The organism is Serratia sp. LTN-2, from assembly GCF_059740205.1.
In genome coordinates this window covers 147,860-166,045 of the sequence record NZ_JCAXDO010000003.1, presented here as the reverse complement: position 1 = coordinate 166,045, position 18,186 = coordinate 147,860, and the positions used below count along the sequence as shown (strand labels likewise).

Below are 18,186 nucleotides of genomic sequence, written 5' to 3'. Positions count from 1 at the left end.
TTTAAGGTGTATCAACGAGAACGTCTTTTTTCGCGATTGGGCCACTTTGCTTATCAGTCCTTCGTTGAAGCGACCAAGCTGTGCCGGACCTTCAGGCACGAATACGTGGAGCTTGAACACTGGCTGAAAGTCCTGGTGGACAAGGAGCGCGGCGACCTGCCGCTGATCCTGGCGCACTACGCCATCAATAGTCAGCGCATCAGCGATGCGTTGGATCGCATTCTGCATACCTTGCCGAACCGCACGAATGCGGTGGTGGATCTGTCGACGCAATTGGAAACGGTGGTGGAAAGGGGCCTGCTGATGAGCCAGCTCGCCGAAACGCCGTCCGGCGGCGTGCGCACCATCCATATCCTGGTCGGCATTCTGCAGGATCCCACGCTGCAGCGCAGTCTGTACCGGCTGAGCGACGAATTCAAAAAACTGCCGATCCCGCAGCTGTTCGACGATTATCCGGCGATTCTGGCGGAGTCCGTCGAGCATGAGGAAGAAGAAGAGGAAGTCTACAGCGCCCACGGCGATGCGCCGGATGCGTCCGAGACGGTCGAGATACTCGATAAATGGTGCGCCGACCTGACTCGCCAGGCGCGCGACGGTGAAATCGATCCGGTGATTGGCCGCGAGGCGGAGCTGCGTCAGGTGATCGACATTTTGCTGCGCCGTCGGCAGAACAACCCGATTTTGGTGGGCGAAGCCGGGGTCGGCAAAACGGCGGTGGCGGAAGCGCTGGCCTGCAAGATAGCGCAAGGACAGGTGCCGCCGCTGCTGCAGGGCGCCCGGCTGCTGTCTTTGGATCTGGGGCGCATGCAGGCCGGGGCGAGCATGCGCGGGGAGTTCGAATCACGTCTGAAAGCGCTGATCGACGCCATTGCGCATTCGGCCGTGCCGGTGATCCTGTTCTGCGATGAGGCGCATACGCTGGTGGGCGCCGGCGGGCAGGCTGGCACCGGCGACGCCGTCAACCTGCTGAAACCCATGCTGGCCAGGGGGGCGCTGCGCATGGTGGCGGCGACCACCTGGTCGGAATACAAACAGTTCATCGAGCCGGATGCCGCGTTGACGCGCCGCTTCCAGTACGTGTTGGTTTCAGAGCCGGACGAAGAGAATGCGGTGAACATGATGCGCGCCATCGCCCCGCATTTCGCACAGCACCACAGCGTTAAAATCCGCGAATCGGCGCTGCAGGCGGCGGTGCATTTGTCGCTGCGCCATCTGCCGTCGCGGCAGCTTCCGGACAAGGCCATCAGCCTGTTGGATACCGCCTGCGCGCGGGTGGCGCTGAGCCAGCATGCGCAGCCTGAAAAAATCGAGTCGCTCGAGGCCGGGCTGGCGGTGAAGCGCACCGAATTGAACGGCCTGCAGGAAGAAAGCCGATTCGACAGTCTGGCGCCCACTCGCATCAGCGAATTGCAGCAGACGCTCAGCGAGATGGAGGGAGAGCTGGACGCCCTGCGTCGGCGACAAGCACAGGAGCAGCAGGCGGTTACCACCTTGCTCGAGGCGGAGCGGCAGTCGCCGGAGCGTCTGCCGCAGCTGGCCACCGAGTTGGGCGAGCTGCAAGACGGCGGCCTGCCGTTGGTGTATCCGTGGGTGGACGATCGCGTCGTGGCGGAGGTGCTGTCGGATTGGACCGGCATTCCCACCGGCCGCATGCTGCAAAGCGATCTGGACAATGCGCTCAACCTTAACCAACTGCTGAGCCGCCAGATTTTCGGCCAGCAGACGGCGATCGATGAAATCGCGCAGGCGGTGAGGATCTCCCGCGCCGGCATTCAGGCGCACGATCGGCCATTGGGCGTTTTCATGCTGTCCGGCCCGAGCGGTGTCGGTAAAACGGAGACCGCGTTCGCCCTGGCGGAGGCGATGTACGGCGGCGCGCACAACCTGATCGTCTTCAATATGAGCGAATTTCAGGAATCGCACACCGTCTCCACGCTGAAGGGGGCACCGCCGGGCTATGTCGGCTACGGCAAGGGCGGCAAATTGACGGAGGCGGTGCGCCGCAAGCCTTATTCCATCGTGCTGCTCGACGAATTCGACAAGGCACATCCCGACATTCATGAGGCGTTCTATCAAGTCTTTGACAAGGGCGTGATGGAGGACGGCGAAGGCCGCATGATCAGCTTCCGCCAGTGCTTTATTTTGATGACGAGCAACATCGGCGCCGGCGAAATAGAAGCGACGCTGGCGGAAACGCCGGAGCTGAAAACCGAGGCGCTGCGCCCGATGCTGCACGATGTCCTGGCGCGCTTTTTCCCGGCGGCGCTGTTGGCGCGCATGAACGTCATTCCTTACGTGCCGCTTTCCACCGAAGCGATAACCCATATCGCCACCAAACAGATTTCACGTTTACAGCAACGTTTGCACAAAGAAGTGGGCGTGTCGCTGGTGCTGGAGGGCGACATTCCCGGCTGGATAGCCAAACGCATCAGCGCCCATCCTTCGCGCGGCAGAGCGGTCGAGTCGCTGCTGCAGCAGGCGATTTTGCCGCCCATCAGCAATGAAGTGCTGCAGCGCAAACGGGCGGGACAGGAACTGCAGAATATCCAACTCATGGTCGAGAACGATAGTTTAAGTGTTTATTTCGACTGATTTTTAATTTACCGCCGGCCCGCAAACGCGGGGCGGGGTTCGATATCGGATCAGAGAGGTTGTTATGCCTTTAATCGAAATTGATAACCCGGTGTTAGCCGAATTAAATGCGTTTCCACTCAGCTTTACCACCAAAGAAGGGTTGTCGAGCAACTCGCAATATTCGCTCGAATTCGAATGCGCTCAGGCGGATGTGGATTATGAGTCTTTGCTGGGTGAAGGGATCAGCATTCAAATAGAAAGGCCGGATTTCGGCTCGCGGCCTTTTTACGCTTACGTGATCGGCGCCTCCGATGCGGGGCAGCACCAGGATAAGTTCGTTTATAAGCTGGAGCTGAGCACCTGGCTGTGGTTTTTGATGCAGAACCGCAACAGCCGTATATTCCAGGATCTGAACGTGCTCGACATCATCGAGCAAATCTTCTCTCGCTACGGCTTTGCCGACTACCGTCTGGATATTCAAGGCACCTATCCGACGCGTGAGTATTGTGTGCAATTTTCCGAAACGGATTTCGCGTTTATCAGCCGCCTGCTGGAAGACGAAGGCATCTGGTATTACTTCGATCACGCCGAGGATAAGCACACGCTGGTGATCACCGACCGGCAGAACTTCGACGATCTGGATTTCGGTTACGCCGTGTTGCCGTTCATGCCGGACAGCGAAGAAAATCGCGCTATTCGCGAAGGGATCCAGCGCATCCAGCGTTCCCGCAAAGTGCGTCCGAATGAAATCGTGCTGCGCGACTTCGACTTCCAGAACCCGCGCAAGAACCTGCAAACCAAGGTGGAAGAGAGCCGCCTCGGCCTGCAGAACACGCCGCTGGAATGGTACGACTACGCGGCGGGTTATATCGATACCGAGCGCGGTGAGAACCTGGCGCGGTTGCGCCTGGAAGAAATGCAAAGCGACGGTCACCTGCTGTTTGGCGAGAGCAACGCCGTCGGGCTGATGGCCGGTAAGGACTTCTCCTTGATTTTGCACCCGGACGCCAACCGCAACCGCCGCTTCAAATTGACCCGTTGCGACTATGTGTTCGTGCAAGACGGCCCCGACAGCAGCAGCGACGGCCGCAACGTGACCTGCCGTTTCAATGCGCTGAACGACGATGTGGCGTTCCGCCCGCTGCGCGAAACGCCCAAGCCGCAGATGCCGGGCATTCAGAGCGCCACCGTGGTCGGCGCGCCCAATTCCGAAGTGCATACCGACAAGTTTGCGCGCATTCGCGTGCATTTCCACTGGGATCGCTACAAAACCACCGAGGAGGACAGCTCTTGCTGGATCCGCGTCGTGCAGGCCTGGGCGGGGAAAGGCTGGGGCGTGATCGCCATGCCGCGCGTCGGCCAGGAAGTGCTGGTGACCTATGTCGACGGCGATCTCGACCGTCCGATGGTGACCGGGATTGTGTATAACGGCGATAACCCGCCGCCTTACCAACTGCCTGAATACATCAACTACTCGGGGATGGTGTCGCGTTCGCTGCGCTTCGGCAAGCCGCAGCACGCCAGCCAGTTGACCTTCGATGACAACCGCAACAACGAACGCGTCATGCTGCACGCCGAGCGCGATCTGCAAACCACGGTGGAGCGCAATCAGGCCACCGAGGTGGGGATGGACAAGTTCGACATCATCCGCCGCACCTTTACGGACTGGTTCACCAACCACGTCTCTTACAAGGATTACGTTTTCAGCATTACCGGGTTTGACGCGTCGATCAAAGGCGTCAGCGCCTCGATGACCGGCGTCAGCCTTACCGCCACCGGGGTCAGCACCTCGTTTACCGGCGTGAGCACCTCGTTCACCGGCGTGAGCACGTCGTTTACCGGCGTCAGCACCTCGTTCACCGGGTTGAGCACGTCGTTTACCGGGCAGAGCACCAGCTGCACCGGCGTCTCGAACTCGATGACCGGCGAAAGCAACTCCTTCACCAGCATCAGCAACAGCATGACTGGCGAGAGCAACAGCTACACCACGGTCAGCACCAGCCAGACCGGCAGCAGCACCAGCTTTACCGGCGTGAGCGTGAGCACCACCGGCTCATCGACCAGCACCACCGGCTGCAGTATCAGCACCACCGGTTCGTCGACCAGCACCACCGGTTGCAGCATCAGCACCACCGGCAGCAGCGTGAGCACCACCGGCAGCAGCGTCGGCACCACCGGCAGCAGCGTCAGCAGCACCGGCAGCAGCGTCAGCAATACCGGTAGCAGCGTCAGCAATACCGGCAGCAGCACCAGCACGACGGGGGTGTCCATCAGCTACACCGGCGCGTCACTGTCCGAGACCGGCGTCGATTTGAAAAAAGTCGGGATGCAAAGCAAAAACTAACGAGGCGCGGCAATGAGAATCATACGGCCACAGCAATTGGTGGCGATTAAAGGAAGTTACCAGATCGGCACAGACAGCCGGCTCGGCATCAGCGTCGTGGCCGGATGCTACCTGTCCCGACCGGAACACTTCGTGAACGAAGCCGAAATCTGGGAGGCGTGGAAACGCGCGCCGCTCAGCCTGCCGGTGCTGGATGTGGCCGAGCCGAAGCCGTTCGCCGAATACCTGATCGCCGGCCATGCCGGCATTGGTCAGCCGGTAAAAACGCTGGACGTCAGCGCCGACATCGGCGGGCTTAAGCGCCGTTGGCGGGTCGAGGGCGAGGGCCGACGCGGCGCGATGGGGGCGGAACCTTTCCTCAGCGTGCCGCTGGATCACACCTCGGCCTGGGGCGGGAAAGACAACAAGGAGAATCCGTTGGGGCGCGGTGGCAATGATGGACTGCGGCCGCTGCTGATGACCTTGTCCGCCGAGGGCTCAGCACAGGAACGCTCCCCGCTGGCGGCGCCGGCGCCGGTGCCGCACGAGTTTTTGCTGCGTAAGGCGCACATCGACAAGGTAGCGGGCCAGATCGCCAGCAAAGCGTATCTGGAAACGGCTTTCCCCGGATTGCCGGCCGATATCGATCGGCGCTACTACCAGATGGCGTCGCCGGCGCAGTGGCTGCCGGAAGCGGCGTGGCCGGATAGGGTGCCCTTTGAACTGCAGGGCGTCGGCGCGCAAAGCCAGGCGATACGCGGCGAGCTGCCGGCGGTGCGTGGGCGGGCGTTCATACGCCGCCACGATAGCGAGAGCCTCGAGGAAATTGCACTGCTGCGCAAAACGCTGTGGTTCCTGCCCGACAGCGACATCGCGCTGATCGTGTTCACCGGCGATGCGCCGCTGACGCATCTTCTGGACGAGTCCATCGAGTCCCTGATGCTGGCGTTGGATCGCTGCGATGCGCCGCGGCCGTTCGATTATTTCCGGCAGGTGCATCACAAGCGCAGCGACGATGAGGCTTCCCCCTTTGAGTTCCTGTTCGATCCGGATCTGATGCCGGCGGAGATGGGCCTGAATGTCATCCAGGCGGTGTCGGATCACCCCAGCGATTTGCGTTATGACCCGTCGCCCACCTCGTTGGGCGACTCCGCCGTTTTCTATCAACGCATCCGCGAGGCGATTGCCTTGCACCAGCAACAGACGACGGCGGATCCCGCTTCCGTGACGCTGCCCGATTTGCCGGATCTGCCCGCCGAAGACGGCAATGATGCGTTTTTTCCCGCTAGCGCAACCGTGGAAGGGAAGACTTTCAGCGGATTGCGCAGCCATGCGCTGTCAGACAAGCATTTTCTGCAATGCCGCTTTGAGCGCTGCGATTTTTCCCAGGCGATCCTGGAGAACTGCACCTTCGAAAACTGTGTTTTTGATGCGGTCGACCTGACGCAGGCGACGCTGCGTCGGATCCGCATGGTTTCGTGCACCTTGCAAAAGCCGTCGATGGCGGAAAGCGCGTGGCAGGAGGCGGTCCTCGAACGGGTAACGCTGGAGGCACCGCAGGGGCAAGGCATGCGGGCCGAGGGGGTGAAGCTGGATTACTGCGTCTTCGAGCGGGGGGATTTCACGGCGATGCGCTTTGAGCGCGGGGCGATTGGCAACGGCATGTTCAACGGCTCGACGCTGATCCGCGCGCAATTTCTGCAAGGGGAACTGGATGCCTGCGTGTTCAACCGCTGCCTGGCCGAAGGTGCGGTGGCGCTGGATATGACGTTAACCAAAAACTCGTTCCTCGGCGGCAATTGGCGCGGCGTGCGCTTTGAACGCTGCGGCGTCGAGAGCTTGACGGCGGGCATGCAGGTGAATTTTTCCCACGGCGTGTTCAGCGATTGCTGTTTCACCAAAGTGGGGCTGAAAGCGGCGCGCCTGGAGAGGTGCCAACTGCTGTACAGCGTTTTCACCGAATGCAATTTCGACGAGGCCGATTTGACGGCTAGCACCATCGCCGGCTGCGACATGGCCGGCGTGCGGTTCAAAGACAGCGTGCTGACGCACGCTCGCTGGCAAAACAGCAGCGCCCAGCAAGGACTGTTTTACAACGCCGACTTGCGCGATGCGGGATTTGACCAGTGCAACCTGGCGGCGGCGAATCTGGCGATGAGCTGGCAGGACGCCGGTACCCGTTTCAGCGGGTGTTTGCTTGAACGGGCGTGCTGGGTGCCGCGCAGAATTATTCAGGGGGACTATGCGCATGAAAACTGAGAGCCGCGTCATCCAACAGGCCCTGCCTGACCGAGAGGCGATCGAACTGGAGGTCGCTCAGGCGGTGGCGCAGACGCCGGCCATGCCGCGCACCTTCAAAAAGCGACGTTTCCACGATCGTGAGCTGAAAGGGTTGACGCTGAGCGACTGTTTTTTCATCGACTGCCATTTCGAACGCGTCACGTTTGAAGGATGCGATTTGCGAGCGGTGCGCTTTGAGGGCTGCACCCTGCAGCAGGTCAACGTGGTCGGCGGCAGCTTGATGCGCCTGGCGTTCAACGAATGCCGGTTTGACAACCTGACGTTGCAACAGGGGCTGCTGTGCAATGTGGCGTGCAATGACACCACGCTGCAGGGGTGCTACGTCGGCGATTGTCTGCTGGACGACTGCAGTTTGATCCGGTGCGAGGTCAACGGGGCGGAAGTTGAACGCAGCAGCCTGGGGCATCTGGCCGTGCAGACCAGCACCCTGACCAACCTGATGTTTCACCAGGACGTGATACAGGACGCCAACTGGTATGCCTGCCAACTCACACAGTGCCTGTGGCAGGCGTCGACCCTCGAGCGCCACATCATGGGGGGCTGTCAGTTGGAGAAGTGCAGCTGGCAAACGATCGCCGGACAGGCGCGCATCTGGTTCACCTGCCGCCTGTCGGACTGCAATTTGGCGCAGCTGCAACTGCAGGGCGCCAGTTTTCACCGCAGCGAGCTGGAGGGGTGTTCGTTCGCCGACAGCGATCTGACATCGGCGATCTTCGCCGAAGTGCAGGCGCTGCGCTGCGATTTCGAGCGCGCGACGCTGACCCTGGCGCAGGGGCAAAAAGCCCGGTTCAGCGAGTGCGCGATGGGCGGTGCCAACTGGGGGCGCGCCATGCTGATGCAAGCGGAATTCAGGGCGTGCGATCTGGCGCTGGCCAATCTGGAGCAGGCCGAGCTGCGGGAAGCGAATCTGATCGAACAGCCGTTGACCGCCGCCCAGCAACAGAGCGCTCGTCTGCATGGCGCACAGCGTCATCGCGCCGAAAATGTGCCGCTTACCGCCGATCCGTTCTTGAGTGCGATCGACGCCTGGTATGCGCATCAACAACCGGGACCGCGGCAACCGTCGTATCAACGGCCAACAGGAGTAAGCAGATATGTATAAGTCCAGAAGAGAGCATCAGAAGGTCTATGCCAACGCCAAGGTGACGCCTTTGCAGTTGGTGCGCAGCGCTCCGCTTGCCGAACAAGGGGGGCGCAAGGTGGTGACGCTGGCGGCCGACGCCAATGGCGGCCTGTATGTCGACGGCATGCGCGCCCATTGTCTGGCGGTCGCCACCAGCTGCCTGGTTCAGCCGCTGGCGGGCGATCGCGTTTGCGTCATCGTCGACGGCGACAAATTGGTCATTACCGAGATCCTGTCGCGGCAACAGGCGCACGCCGTCATGACGCTGGACAGCCGCAGCGCCAACTTGCGCATCGTGGCGCCGGAGATCGAACTGCAGGGCGGCAAGCGGCTGACGTTGCGCAGCCCGCACTTCACGCTGCTGACGCGCAGCAGCCGTTGGGTGGCCGAAACGCTGCACCAAATCTCTCAACGCCTGTTTGTGCGCAGCAAGCACGCAAGCCGGCGGGTGGAGGAAACCGACGAGGTATTGGCGAAACACATCATTCAGGATGCGCGGCAATCCCTGGTCATCAACAGTGAAATTGGTTCCCTGAAGTCTTCGGCGGTGCTGAAGATCGACGGCGGCCAGATACATATGGGGTAACCACCATGACTGCAGCCAATACCAACATGGGCGGGATCGGCTTGGCCGGCTGTGACCCGATGATACCGGCGCCGGGCCCGAATACTTCGCCCAACAACACCGGCATACCGAACGTGCCTAACTGTTTCATTTGCGGCGGCAATGAACAGAACCTCGGCACCATTCGCGTGGCCACCATCGATTCGGGCGGGGTGATCGGCGCCGCCTCGGGAACGCATTCGGCCCAGGCGCAGCCGGTGCAGGGATCGGGCAAGTATTTCTCCGGCGGCATGCCGGTCACGCGATTAGGTGATTCCAGCACGACGAACAACAACAACATGGTCGCTACTCAGGTCGCGCCCAGCCAGACCAAATGTTTCGTTAATGCATAGGAGTTCAGCATGGTGAAAACGCTCCGGGGGATCGCGGCAGGGGCTCTGTTGGCGGTGGGGACGCTGAGCGGATGCAGCTGGTTTTCTCACGACGAAGCGGCGGATGCGGGGCGTCGGTTGCGGTTTATCGACGTCGAAGTGACCGCCAACGACAACGTGAACCCGAATGCGGCCGGGGAGGCGCAGCCGGTCAAGGTGTGCGTCATAGAAACCAATCGCTCGGGGTGGATGCCCGACGGGATTGGCGATGGCGCCCCTTGCCGCGAGACGGCGCCGTCGGAAGGGGCGCTGAGCCGGCACCAGAGCATTTTGCAACCGAGGGAAACGCTGCGTTATCGCTTCGAGGTGCCGGCAGGGCAAGAGCGGTGGGTCGTCGTCGGGGCGGAATTTCAGCAAATCAGCGGCGTCTTGCCGCTCGCCGAGAAAAAGTCCCCCGCGCAGGCTGATTCGCAAATGAAGGTGATGGTGGGGATGACGTCACTCAGCATAGTGACTAACGACAAAATGGATGAATGACATGTTACCTAAACAACGCGTCGCCTGGGTAGAAGGCATGTTGATGGAACCGCAGCATTTCCAGCAGCAGGAACGTTTTTTCGAGCACTTGATTGAAGCGCGCTTGCGCAGCGTCGAAACCTTCACCTGGGGGTTCCTGGCGCTGGAGATCGACAACGGGCTATTGGAGCAGGGCAAGTTTGCGCTGAAGAAAGCCAAGGGCGTTTTCCCCGACGGCACGGCGTTCAGCATGCCTGAGGATATTCCGCTGCCGCCGCCGCTGGTGCTGGGAGAAGGCTGCCAGGGGAAAGTGGTGTGCCTGTCCGTGCTGATGGACATTGCCGGCAATGCCCAGATCGATCTTATCCAGGATGAGCGGAAAAGCAGCCGCTTTCGCACCATGGACGCCGATGTGCCGGATCGCAACCACGGCGTCAGTCTGGAAGGGACACCGCGCGTATGCACGATGCAGCTGGGGAGCCTGGTGACGCGGCTAAGCCTGGAGGATGCGGTCAGCAGCGCAGAAAGCGTTTTGCCGGTCGGCTTCGTGCGCGAGCTCACCAGCGATCGTCGGGTGCTGCTGGATGAGCGCGCCTTGCCGCCGATGCTGGATTTCCGCGCCATCGGCTGGCTGCCCGCGTTCACCACCGAACTGCTTGGGCTGATCAGCCAACGTCTGGAATCGGTCTTCCGTCCGGACGTGCACATGACGATCGGCGGGCTTTCCGAGCTGCTGGAGTTGCTGTTGCTGCAAACCTTGAGCGAGTTCAATTTGCGCATCAGCCAACTGTTGGCCAGCCCGCAGGTGCACCCTGAAACCCTGTTCGACACGCTGCTGAGCCTGTTGGGGCGGCTCAGCATCATTCCCGGCGGCGAACGTCTCTGGGATCGCGCCGATTTGGTGTATCTGCACGATGAGCCGCACAACTGCTATTTCCAGCTGTTCGCCTCGATCCGTCGCGCGCTGTCGCTGGTGATCGAAGCGCCGGCGGTGGCGCTGCCGTTTATCGATCGCGGCGACAGCATTTATCTGTGCCCGAACGACTCGCAGCTGCGTCTGGAAAAACTGGTGTTTGCCGTCAGCTGCGGGTTGTCCATCGAGCATCTGCGCTCGTATTTCCCCGCGCAGGTCAAACTGGGGCCGGTCGAGAAAATCATTCAGCTGATCGATCTTCAATTACCGGGCGCTCGCTTGCTGCCTATGGCTTCGCCGCCGCGGCACATACCGTATTACCCGAACAGCATCTATTTCGAGGTTGATCATGCTGACCCGATTTACAAGGAGATGATGGGCGGCTCGGCGATGGCGCTCAGCATCGTGGGGGATTTCCCGGACCTGCGCTTTGACGTCTGGGGATTAAGGCAAGGGAGGGTGGGATGAACGAATTCGAGAGAAAAATACGCGAGGCGATGGCGGTAACGCGCAACAACGCGACGCCGCGCCTCCCCGCGTCCGGCACGGTAGGCAAAACGACGGCGGAAATCGCCGCGTTGTCCTTCGGCGCGCGGGCGTTGGCCGCCAAGCTGCGGCCGGGGAACGCCGGGGTGGCGGCGCCCACCGAACCCAAGCCTTATGAAGCGGAAAGCGCCGCGCCGGAAAACAGCGATCCCGCCCCTGGCGACCGCCAGGGGGACACGGCGACGGCCTCGAACGGCTTGTTTGGCCGCGCCGCGCTGAGCAAGCCCGGGGTGATGATGGGCCACTGGGACAATCCACTGATCGCCGCCGCCATTCCGGTCTTGCTGCAGGTGGAGCGGGTACGCGATCAGAAACAGCTGAATCCGGGCGCGGTGCGCGCGCAGATCGTGCGCGAGATCCAACAGTTCCAGCAGACGCTGTTGGCGGATCACGTCGCGCCGAGCGATGTCGACAAGCTGGCCTATCTGTTGTGCTCCTACGTGGATGAGTGCTGCATGGGCACGCTGGAGTCGGGCGAACTGAATCTCAGCCTGCTGGTGGAGTTTTATCGCGACGCCTGGGGCGGGGAAAAGTGCTTCGAGCACCTGCAAGAGTATCTGGCCGCCTCGCCGCGCAATAAGGAGATCCTGGCGTTCTACGATCTGATCCTGTCGCTGGGCTTCGAAGGGCAATACCACGTGATGGAGCGCGGCGCGGTGCTGCTGGCCGACGTGCGCAACCGTCTTGACGGTTATCTGTACAGCCAGAACCCGACGCAGACGCTGGCCGATGCCGAACCGAGCAGCGTGGTGCGCAAGGCCACCCGCATCACGCCGCTCAAGCTGCTGTGCTACGGCCTGGCGATAGCGCTGCTGGCGTACGCCTCGGCCGCCTGGTATCTGCACGATCAGTCACGCGCGCTGCGCAACGCCATTCTGGCCTGGACGCCACCGCAGCCGCGCAAAATCAACATCATGGAGACGCTGCCGCAGCCGCTGCCGCAAATCCTCAGCGAAGGGTGGTTGGAGGTGCGCGCCGATCCGCGCGGCTGGCTGTTGATCTTCACCTCCGACGGCGCTTTCGCCACCGGGCAGTCGAAGCTGTCGGAAGAGTTTAAAAAGAAACGCAACATTGAGCGTTTGGGGGAGGCGCTGGCGCCGTGGCCGGGCGATCTGGAGGTGATCGGGCATACCGACAACAAACCGTATCGCAACACCTCCAACAACTCCAACCTGAAACTCTCGGAAGCTCGCGCGCAGACGGTGGCCGACAAGCTGCGGGAATCATTGGCCAACAGTAAATACAACCGCACCGTGACATCGGTCGGCAAGGGCGATCAGGAGCCGCTGGACGACAACGCGACGGAAGAAGGGCGCCGCCGCAACCGCCGGGTGGACATCCTTTGGAAAATCGGCGAGAGGGAGATGGCTTCACCGTCTGCCACGTTGAATCAGGCAGGGGTAGCCGCCGAGGTCCCCGAGGATAACTAAGACATCCGTCGGCGTAGAGATAATAAGGAAATTATATGATACGTAGATCATTCATATTGGTGATTGCCTTGCTGCTGTGTGCGGTGGTGTGGTGGATTGGGCCGCTGATCGCCATCGGCACCTACCGCCCGCTGCTGTCGGTCTGGGTCAGAGGCATCATTATCGCTCTGATCCTGTGCTGGGCGCTGTGGCCGTTCGTGGCGACGTTTTTGTCCTGGGTGTTCCGCCACGCGCGGGCCCCCGCCCCGGCCAAAAGAAAAACCGCGCAGCGAGATCGCGTCACCTCGCGTTTTTACGACGCCTTGCGCACCTTGCAGTACGTCGGCACGTCGAAGCAGCGCACCCCCTGGCAGCGCTTCAAGTACCGCCTGACGCGCCGTTACATCAGCGAAAAACCCTGGTTTTTGGTCATCGGGCCGCCGGGCAGCGGCAAAACCTCGTTGATCGGCGAAAGCGGCGAACGCTTCTTGCTGGCCGAACACTATGGGCTGCAACAGACGGTGGATGTCGGGCCAACCCAGGATTGCAACTGGTGGCTGGCGGAGAATTCGGTGTATGTGGACACCTCCGGTGAATGGCTGCAGCTGAACGGCCTCGGCGATGAGGGTGCCAGGGCGCGTGATACCCTGTTCAAGCTGATCAGGCGCCACCGCCGCCATCCGGGCATCGACGGCATCATGCTGTGTCTGGATGCGCGTTGGTTGCTGCACGCTTCGCTGACCGAAAGAAAGTCGGTCGCCGACGCGCTGCGCGTGCGTCTGCTGGAAATGGCTTCGTGGTTCCGCAGCGAGCTGCCGGTCTATCTCACCATCAGCCACCTCGATCAGCTGGTCGGCGGCGAAACCTTCCTGTCCATGCTGGGCGACGATCTGCTGCAAAACGGGATGGGGTTCAGCCTGAACCGCGCCGCACAGGGCGAAACGCCCTTCGAACAGTATGAAACCCTCTACCGGGAGATGGTGGCGCGCGTCAGCCATCATGTGCTCGAACTGCTGCACGATGCGCCGGACGGGCAAAACCGCCAACAGCTGCTGTTCTTCACCGAGTCGCTGGGATCGCTGGGCAACCCGCTGTATTCCCTGTTAGAGCAGATCTTCCCGCAAACGCCAGTGGGCTACGCCTGCCATTTGCAGCAGGTCTGGCTGGGCAGCACCATCGCCCTGCCGCCGCAGGGCGCGATTTACAACGCGGAAGCGGCGGATATCTATGAAGCTCGCCCGACCGGGCGCATTTATCACCCGGAGCTGAATTACGCCCGGCAAGAGCGTGGGGTGATGCAGCAGTCTTCTCACGCCAGGCCGCTCGGCAGCCGCATGAGCTCCCTGGGCCGCTATGTGCTGGTGCTCATTCTGTTGGCGGTCTCTTTTAACCTGCTGGCGATGCGTTACCTGTGGGAGAGTGATTACATCTCCTACATTGCGGCGCGCTTTGACGAAACGAAGCGCATCGTGCGTGAAATACCGGTCACTAACCGCGTCAGCGACGATGTCATTTCCGCCTATGAGCAGTTGGGCTATATGAACGCGCAGCTGGGCGGTGAGGTTTCACCGGTGCCGAATCCCTATTTCGAGCACAAGCTGATCAACAGCGCGGCGCAAAAGACTTATCAGCGCCATTTGCTGCAGATCTTCTGGCCGGCGGTGGAAAACTATATTGCGGACGAACTCAAGAATGACGTATCGGCGTCCAACAAGGACGTCTACGGCACGCTGAAAGTGTATCTGATGATGGGCGAGCCTTCGCACCGTTCCGCCGAGGCGCTGGTCGACTGGTTCATGACGCGTTGGGATAGCTTCATGCCGCAAGGTTACACCGACATGAACAAAGGCATCTTCGCTTACCACCTGCGGGAAATGTTTTCCCTGCCGAATGCGCCGGTCATGAAAATGAACGGCGACTTGCTGCGCCTGGCGCGGGTGAAAGCGATGAATATTCCGATGCAGGTGCGGGTGGTGCGCCGCATCGAAGAGAAACCGCTGCCGGCGGCGATCAACGACATATCGCTGGCCGACGCCGCCGGGCCGAACGTGTCCTTGATGCTGCGCCGCAAGAGCCAGGCGACGGTGACCGATACCGCCGTGCCGGGGTTCTATACCCGCGCCAGCTACCGCGATGTCTTCCTGGCGCAGCTCGATGACGCCGCCAGGGATATGATCGAAGAAGAGTCCTGGGTGCTGCGCGACAGCCCGGAAGGCAAAAACAAAGTGAACTCATTGGCCTCCGCACAAAAGTTGGCCGATGAAGCGAGAAAGCTTTATCTCATCGAATACGCGGACAAATGGGATGCGTTCATGCGCGACGTGCGCGCCCGGCCGGTCAACGGGCTGGAGGATGCGGCGATATTGGCGCGTCAGCTGTCCGATCCTTCGTCTCCGTTGGCCAACCTGGTGCGTTTCGCCGCGCGTGAAACCAGCATGACCGGCACCAACCAGGGCGATGCGGCGAGCTGGTTCGATCGCCAGCGCAATCGCCTCGAACAGCAACGGCGTGACATCCTCGGCGAGATCTCCGGCGAACGTGCGCGTTTTCGTCTTACGCCGGAACGCGCGGTGGAAGATCGTTTCGAGTTGCTTCGCCGCTTGGGGTATCAGCTGTTGCAGACCACCAATGCCAGCAACGATCCGCTGAGCCGCAGTTTCGAAGCGCTGTACAGCCAGCTGACCACGCTGTCCACCTCATTGCGCGGTGGCCAGGTGGTACCGGCCGGCGGCACGCTGAAACGGCTGCAGTTGGATGCGGCGCGTCAGCCGGAACCGGTGCGCAGCGTCATGATGGATCTGTTGCAGGTTGGGGACAGTCAAACGATCCAGCAGAGCCAGAAGAACCTGAGCAAAGGGGCTTCGTCGCTGGCTTCCGGGTTGTGCAAGGGCAGCATCAGCGGGCGCTATCCGTTCTCGCGCAACGCCAGAGCGGAGGTCGGCATCGAGGACTTCTCGCGCATGTTTGGGCAGAACGGCGCAATGCAGCAGTTCTTCGATGAAAACCTGGCCGCTTACGTGGATGTCAACGCGCAGAAATGGAATGCCAAACCGGGGTCGGAGGGGATCGTCAATGCGAGCACGCTGGGCGCGTTTGAAAATGCCCGCTTGATTCGCGATACCTTCTTCAGCGCCGGCGACAAACTTTCATTCTCCATGTTCATCAGACCGCTGTCTCTGACCCCGACCATCACCGAAGCGACCCTGGACATCGATGGGCAGGTGATTAACTACAGCCATGGTTATAGCCAGCCTACCCGCATCGATTGGCCGGGCCCGAAAGGCGGCAGCTATGTTCGACTGACCTTCCGCACCGGCACCGGCCAGATCCAGGTCGCCAGTTTCGACGGGCCCTGGGCCTTATTCCGGATGTTCGACGCCAGCAATCCGGTGCCGCTCGCCAGCGACAGGCGAGAGCTGACGATGTCGATGTCGTCGGTGGTTGGCGTGCTCAAACTGGAGTTGCGCTCGACGATGAAAGATTTCCCACTTTGGTCACGGGCGTTGCGAGGATTCTCGTGCCCGAAAGCGATGTAAACACAACCGTAACGAGGTGATAAACATGTTAGATCCAGCCAAAATTTTAGAAACCATGAAAGCCGGCGGCAATTTGGGCACCAACTCCCAATCGTCGCTGAGCCAACCCTTTATGCAAGGCGTCAGCAATATTCAAATGTCGGGGCCCGACGCGGCCAAGTCGGTCATGAGTAACGTGACAAAATCTTGCGATGATATGTTCGGTAATATGAAGGGCATTTTTAATGGTCTGCAATCGAATGTGAACGCACACCAAAAAATGCAAACGGGCGAGCAGCCGAAAGATTTTAATGTTTCCATGGACGATCTTCGTCCGGCGATTGCGAAAGGGTTCCCGCACGAAATGGCGGACTTCTTTTCCAAAGTGCCGAAACTGTAATCAACAACTCGATGGATAAAATACCGGGAGGTGGAAATGCCTCCTGGTATTCACAAGGAGTGGTGCGATGATCTATGACTGGATGCTTAAAAACGCCAATAAACGCATGGGTTTTTTCATTATGGTGATACCCAGCTTGTTTTTCTGGATAATGGTTTTTCTGACCTTTTATATTTTTTGATTCTTTGATGTAAAAAAAAGCACCCGCAAAGGTGCTTAAAATGAAACGAATTAAAAAAAATAGTAAGGGATGATTATGAGTTTTTATTACAGTTTCGAGATGATCTGCAACCCGCTGGAAATCAGCGCATCGACGGCCAGACCAATACCTTTACCGATGGTGCCGACAACGGTTTTTGCATCCGGATTAACACCGGCAATCGCGGAAATGGTATCAATACCGGTTCCCACTGCACTGCCAATCAGTGTACCTACGTCACCAAAAAAACCAGCACCGTTAACTTGTTCAATTTCAATTGCGGATAGTTCTTTCATGATTGAAACTCCTTTTTCAGTTAGCCCTTTACTTCAGGCAATTTCATTATTGCAAATCAGGTCTTTTTTTCAACAAAAGTGTTGTCATTTTTTATACTATTCTGTTGTTTGTTATTTTAATTTGGCATCGTTAAATTATATGTTATTGGATCCTGATTTTTCATATCGCATTTACCCTCAGCGTTCACTGCGCAATAACGCTTGTTATTTAAAAATCTGAATGACATCTACCCGAAGGGAGACCGTATGAAGATATTGACGACGCCGGAAAGACCTTTCCGCTATGATGAGCTTGCGGAAAAAATTGTCGTAGAGGCCAGAAGCCGCTTGGGGTGCGCCGCTCTGCGGTTTTTAGACTGCATGATCCAGGGGTATGGCCCGCCGGTGATTGTATTTGATATCTATAATAATCACGGTAAGTTGCAAACGGTTAAAGTCATTCTGCCCATTGGCAGTCATAAACAGTTAAAAAAAGATCACCTCGGGCTGATTGCCTGTCTGGAGGCTAAAAAACTGACGCGATTAAAAAAAATATAAAAATTACTCAGATCGACACTATTTATTACCTCTGTTTGCTCTGCGTCACGCCGGTAAAAACGCTTTCCCAGCCTGGTCGTTCTTGCTCCGGCCGCCGATGAGTTCATCTTTTCTCAATCAATCGCCATGAAAGTTTTGCAGTCACTTGCAACCGTAAAGTGTAGCTTTTTTTTATGCATTTTTTTTACAATAAGATTAATATGGTTATAGACAGTTTTTTTATATGGCTTGCCAGGGGAACGGCACGCCTCGAGATAAAGCATTATCCCGCCTTTCTTCTAAGTAAAATCCTAATACATAATCGGATGCTCTTAACAATCAATTCAGCGCCGCGTTATGTTCCATATTATGTTTTTTTTCGATATTTATCTGGATATATTGCGCTCTTGGAGTAAAATTAACTTATCGAAGAAAATTCTTGGTACCGTACCACGGATGGCAATGATGCACTATAAATATATCTTACGGTAACCCTTTACCTTGTAAAACGCGGTGCTTCCCCGCGTCTTGCTTTTGCGTACTCTCCAGGGCTGATGAGCTTATATCGTTATATATAAAATACACCTTTTGCGAGGCGAAGACGTTTCCGTATCGCATA

The 18,186-nt window shown here is 59.1% G+C and carries 13 protein-coding genes; 12 read left to right on the top strand and 1 reads right to left on the bottom strand.

Features of this window, described 5'->3' with window-relative positions; translation table 11 throughout:
• Nucleotides 1–6 precede the first annotated feature (6 nt).
• The 11 genes from tssH (at nucleotide 7) to AC6BYQ_RS07885 (ending at nucleotide 16,556) form a co-directional block, all read left to right on the top strand.
• On the top strand, nucleotides 7–2,592 hold the full coding sequence (tssH, locus tag AC6BYQ_RS07935) for a type VI secretion system ATPase TssH (protein WP_211130047.1): 2,586 nt from the start codon (nucleotides 7–9) through the stop codon (nucleotides 2,590–2,592).
• Between the two features lie 64 nt (nucleotides 2,593–2,656).
• On the top strand, nucleotides 2,657–4,918 hold the full coding sequence (gene vgrG, locus AC6BYQ_RS07930) for a type VI secretion system tip protein VgrG (protein ID WP_197667795.1): 2,262 nt from the start codon (nucleotides 2,657–2,659) through the stop codon (nucleotides 4,916–4,918).
• Between the two features lie 12 nt (nucleotides 4,919–4,930).
• A complete protein-coding gene (locus AC6BYQ_RS07925; protein ID WP_498056652.1) occupies nucleotides 4,931–7,156 on the top strand; it encodes a DUF2169 family type VI secretion system accessory protein in 2,226 nt (741 codons plus the stop codon).
• Nucleotides 7,146–8,300: a pentapeptide repeat-containing protein gene (locus AC6BYQ_RS07920; protein WP_498056651.1), complete on the top strand. Its 1,155-nt coding sequence runs from the start codon at nucleotides 7,146–7,148 to the stop codon at nucleotides 8,298–8,300. The genes AC6BYQ_RS07925 and AC6BYQ_RS07920 overlap by 11 nt, the downstream gene beginning before the upstream one ends.
• The gene (locus tag AC6BYQ_RS07915) at nucleotides 8,293–8,907 is read left to right on the top strand and encodes a DUF3540 domain-containing protein (protein ID WP_141967920.1); all 615 of its coding nucleotides are present in this window, start codon (nucleotides 8,293–8,295) and stop codon (nucleotides 8,905–8,907) included. Before AC6BYQ_RS07920 ends, AC6BYQ_RS07915 begins: the two co-directional genes overlap by 8 nt.
• Nucleotides 8,908–8,912: 5 nt before the next feature.
• Nucleotides 8,913–9,278 carry a PAAR-like domain-containing protein gene (locus tag AC6BYQ_RS07910; protein WP_498056650.1) on the top strand — a complete coding sequence of 122 codons (366 nt, stop codon included), beginning with the start codon at nucleotides 8,913–8,915 and terminating at the stop codon, nucleotides 9,276–9,278.
• A gap of 9 nt (nucleotides 9,279–9,287) precedes the next feature.
• Nucleotides 9,288–9,794, top strand: a complete 507-nt coding sequence (locus tag AC6BYQ_RS07905) for a type VI secretion lipoprotein TssJ (RefSeq protein WP_498056649.1) — start codon at nucleotides 9,288–9,290, stop codon at nucleotides 9,792–9,794.
• 1 nt (nucleotide 9,795) lies between these two features.
• Nucleotides 9,796–11,154, top strand: coding sequence for a type VI secretion system baseplate subunit TssK (gene tssK, locus AC6BYQ_RS07900; protein ID WP_019456423.1), 1,359 nt, complete (start codon nucleotides 9,796–9,798; stop codon nucleotides 11,152–11,154).
• Nucleotides 11,151–12,662: a type IVB secretion system protein IcmH/DotU gene (icmH, locus tag AC6BYQ_RS07895; protein ID WP_498056648.1), complete on the top strand. Its 1,512-nt coding sequence runs from the start codon at nucleotides 11,151–11,153 to the stop codon at nucleotides 12,660–12,662. Before tssK ends, icmH begins: the two co-directional genes overlap by 4 nt.
• 35 nt (nucleotides 12,663–12,697) lie before the next feature.
• Nucleotides 12,698–16,177: a type VI secretion system membrane subunit TssM gene (gene tssM / locus AC6BYQ_RS07890; protein ID WP_025159872.1), complete on the top strand. Its 3,480-nt coding sequence runs from the start codon at nucleotides 12,698–12,700 to the stop codon at nucleotides 16,175–16,177.
• A gap of 25 nt (nucleotides 16,178–16,202) precedes the next feature.
• On the top strand, nucleotides 16,203–16,556 hold the full coding sequence (locus AC6BYQ_RS07885; protein ID WP_004935323.1) for a DUF6277 family protein: 354 nt from the start codon (nucleotides 16,203–16,205) through the stop codon (nucleotides 16,554–16,556).
• A 267-nt stretch (nucleotides 16,557–16,823) separates the two neighbouring features.
• Here the strand turns inward: AC6BYQ_RS07885 and AC6BYQ_RS07880 are convergent, their stop codons facing one another.
• On the bottom strand, nucleotides 16,824–17,051 hold the full coding sequence (locus tag AC6BYQ_RS07880) for a hypothetical protein (RefSeq protein ID WP_019453435.1): 228 nt from the start codon (nucleotides 17,049–17,051) through the stop codon (nucleotides 16,824–16,826).
• 246 nt (nucleotides 17,052–17,297) lie between these two features.
• On the opposite strand from AC6BYQ_RS07880, the gene AC6BYQ_RS07875 reads away from it, so the two are divergent.
• On the top strand, nucleotides 17,298–17,588 hold the full coding sequence (locus AC6BYQ_RS07875; protein WP_019453436.1) for a hypothetical protein: 291 nt from the start codon (nucleotides 17,298–17,300) through the stop codon (nucleotides 17,586–17,588).
• Nucleotides 17,589–18,186 lie beyond the last annotated feature (598 nt).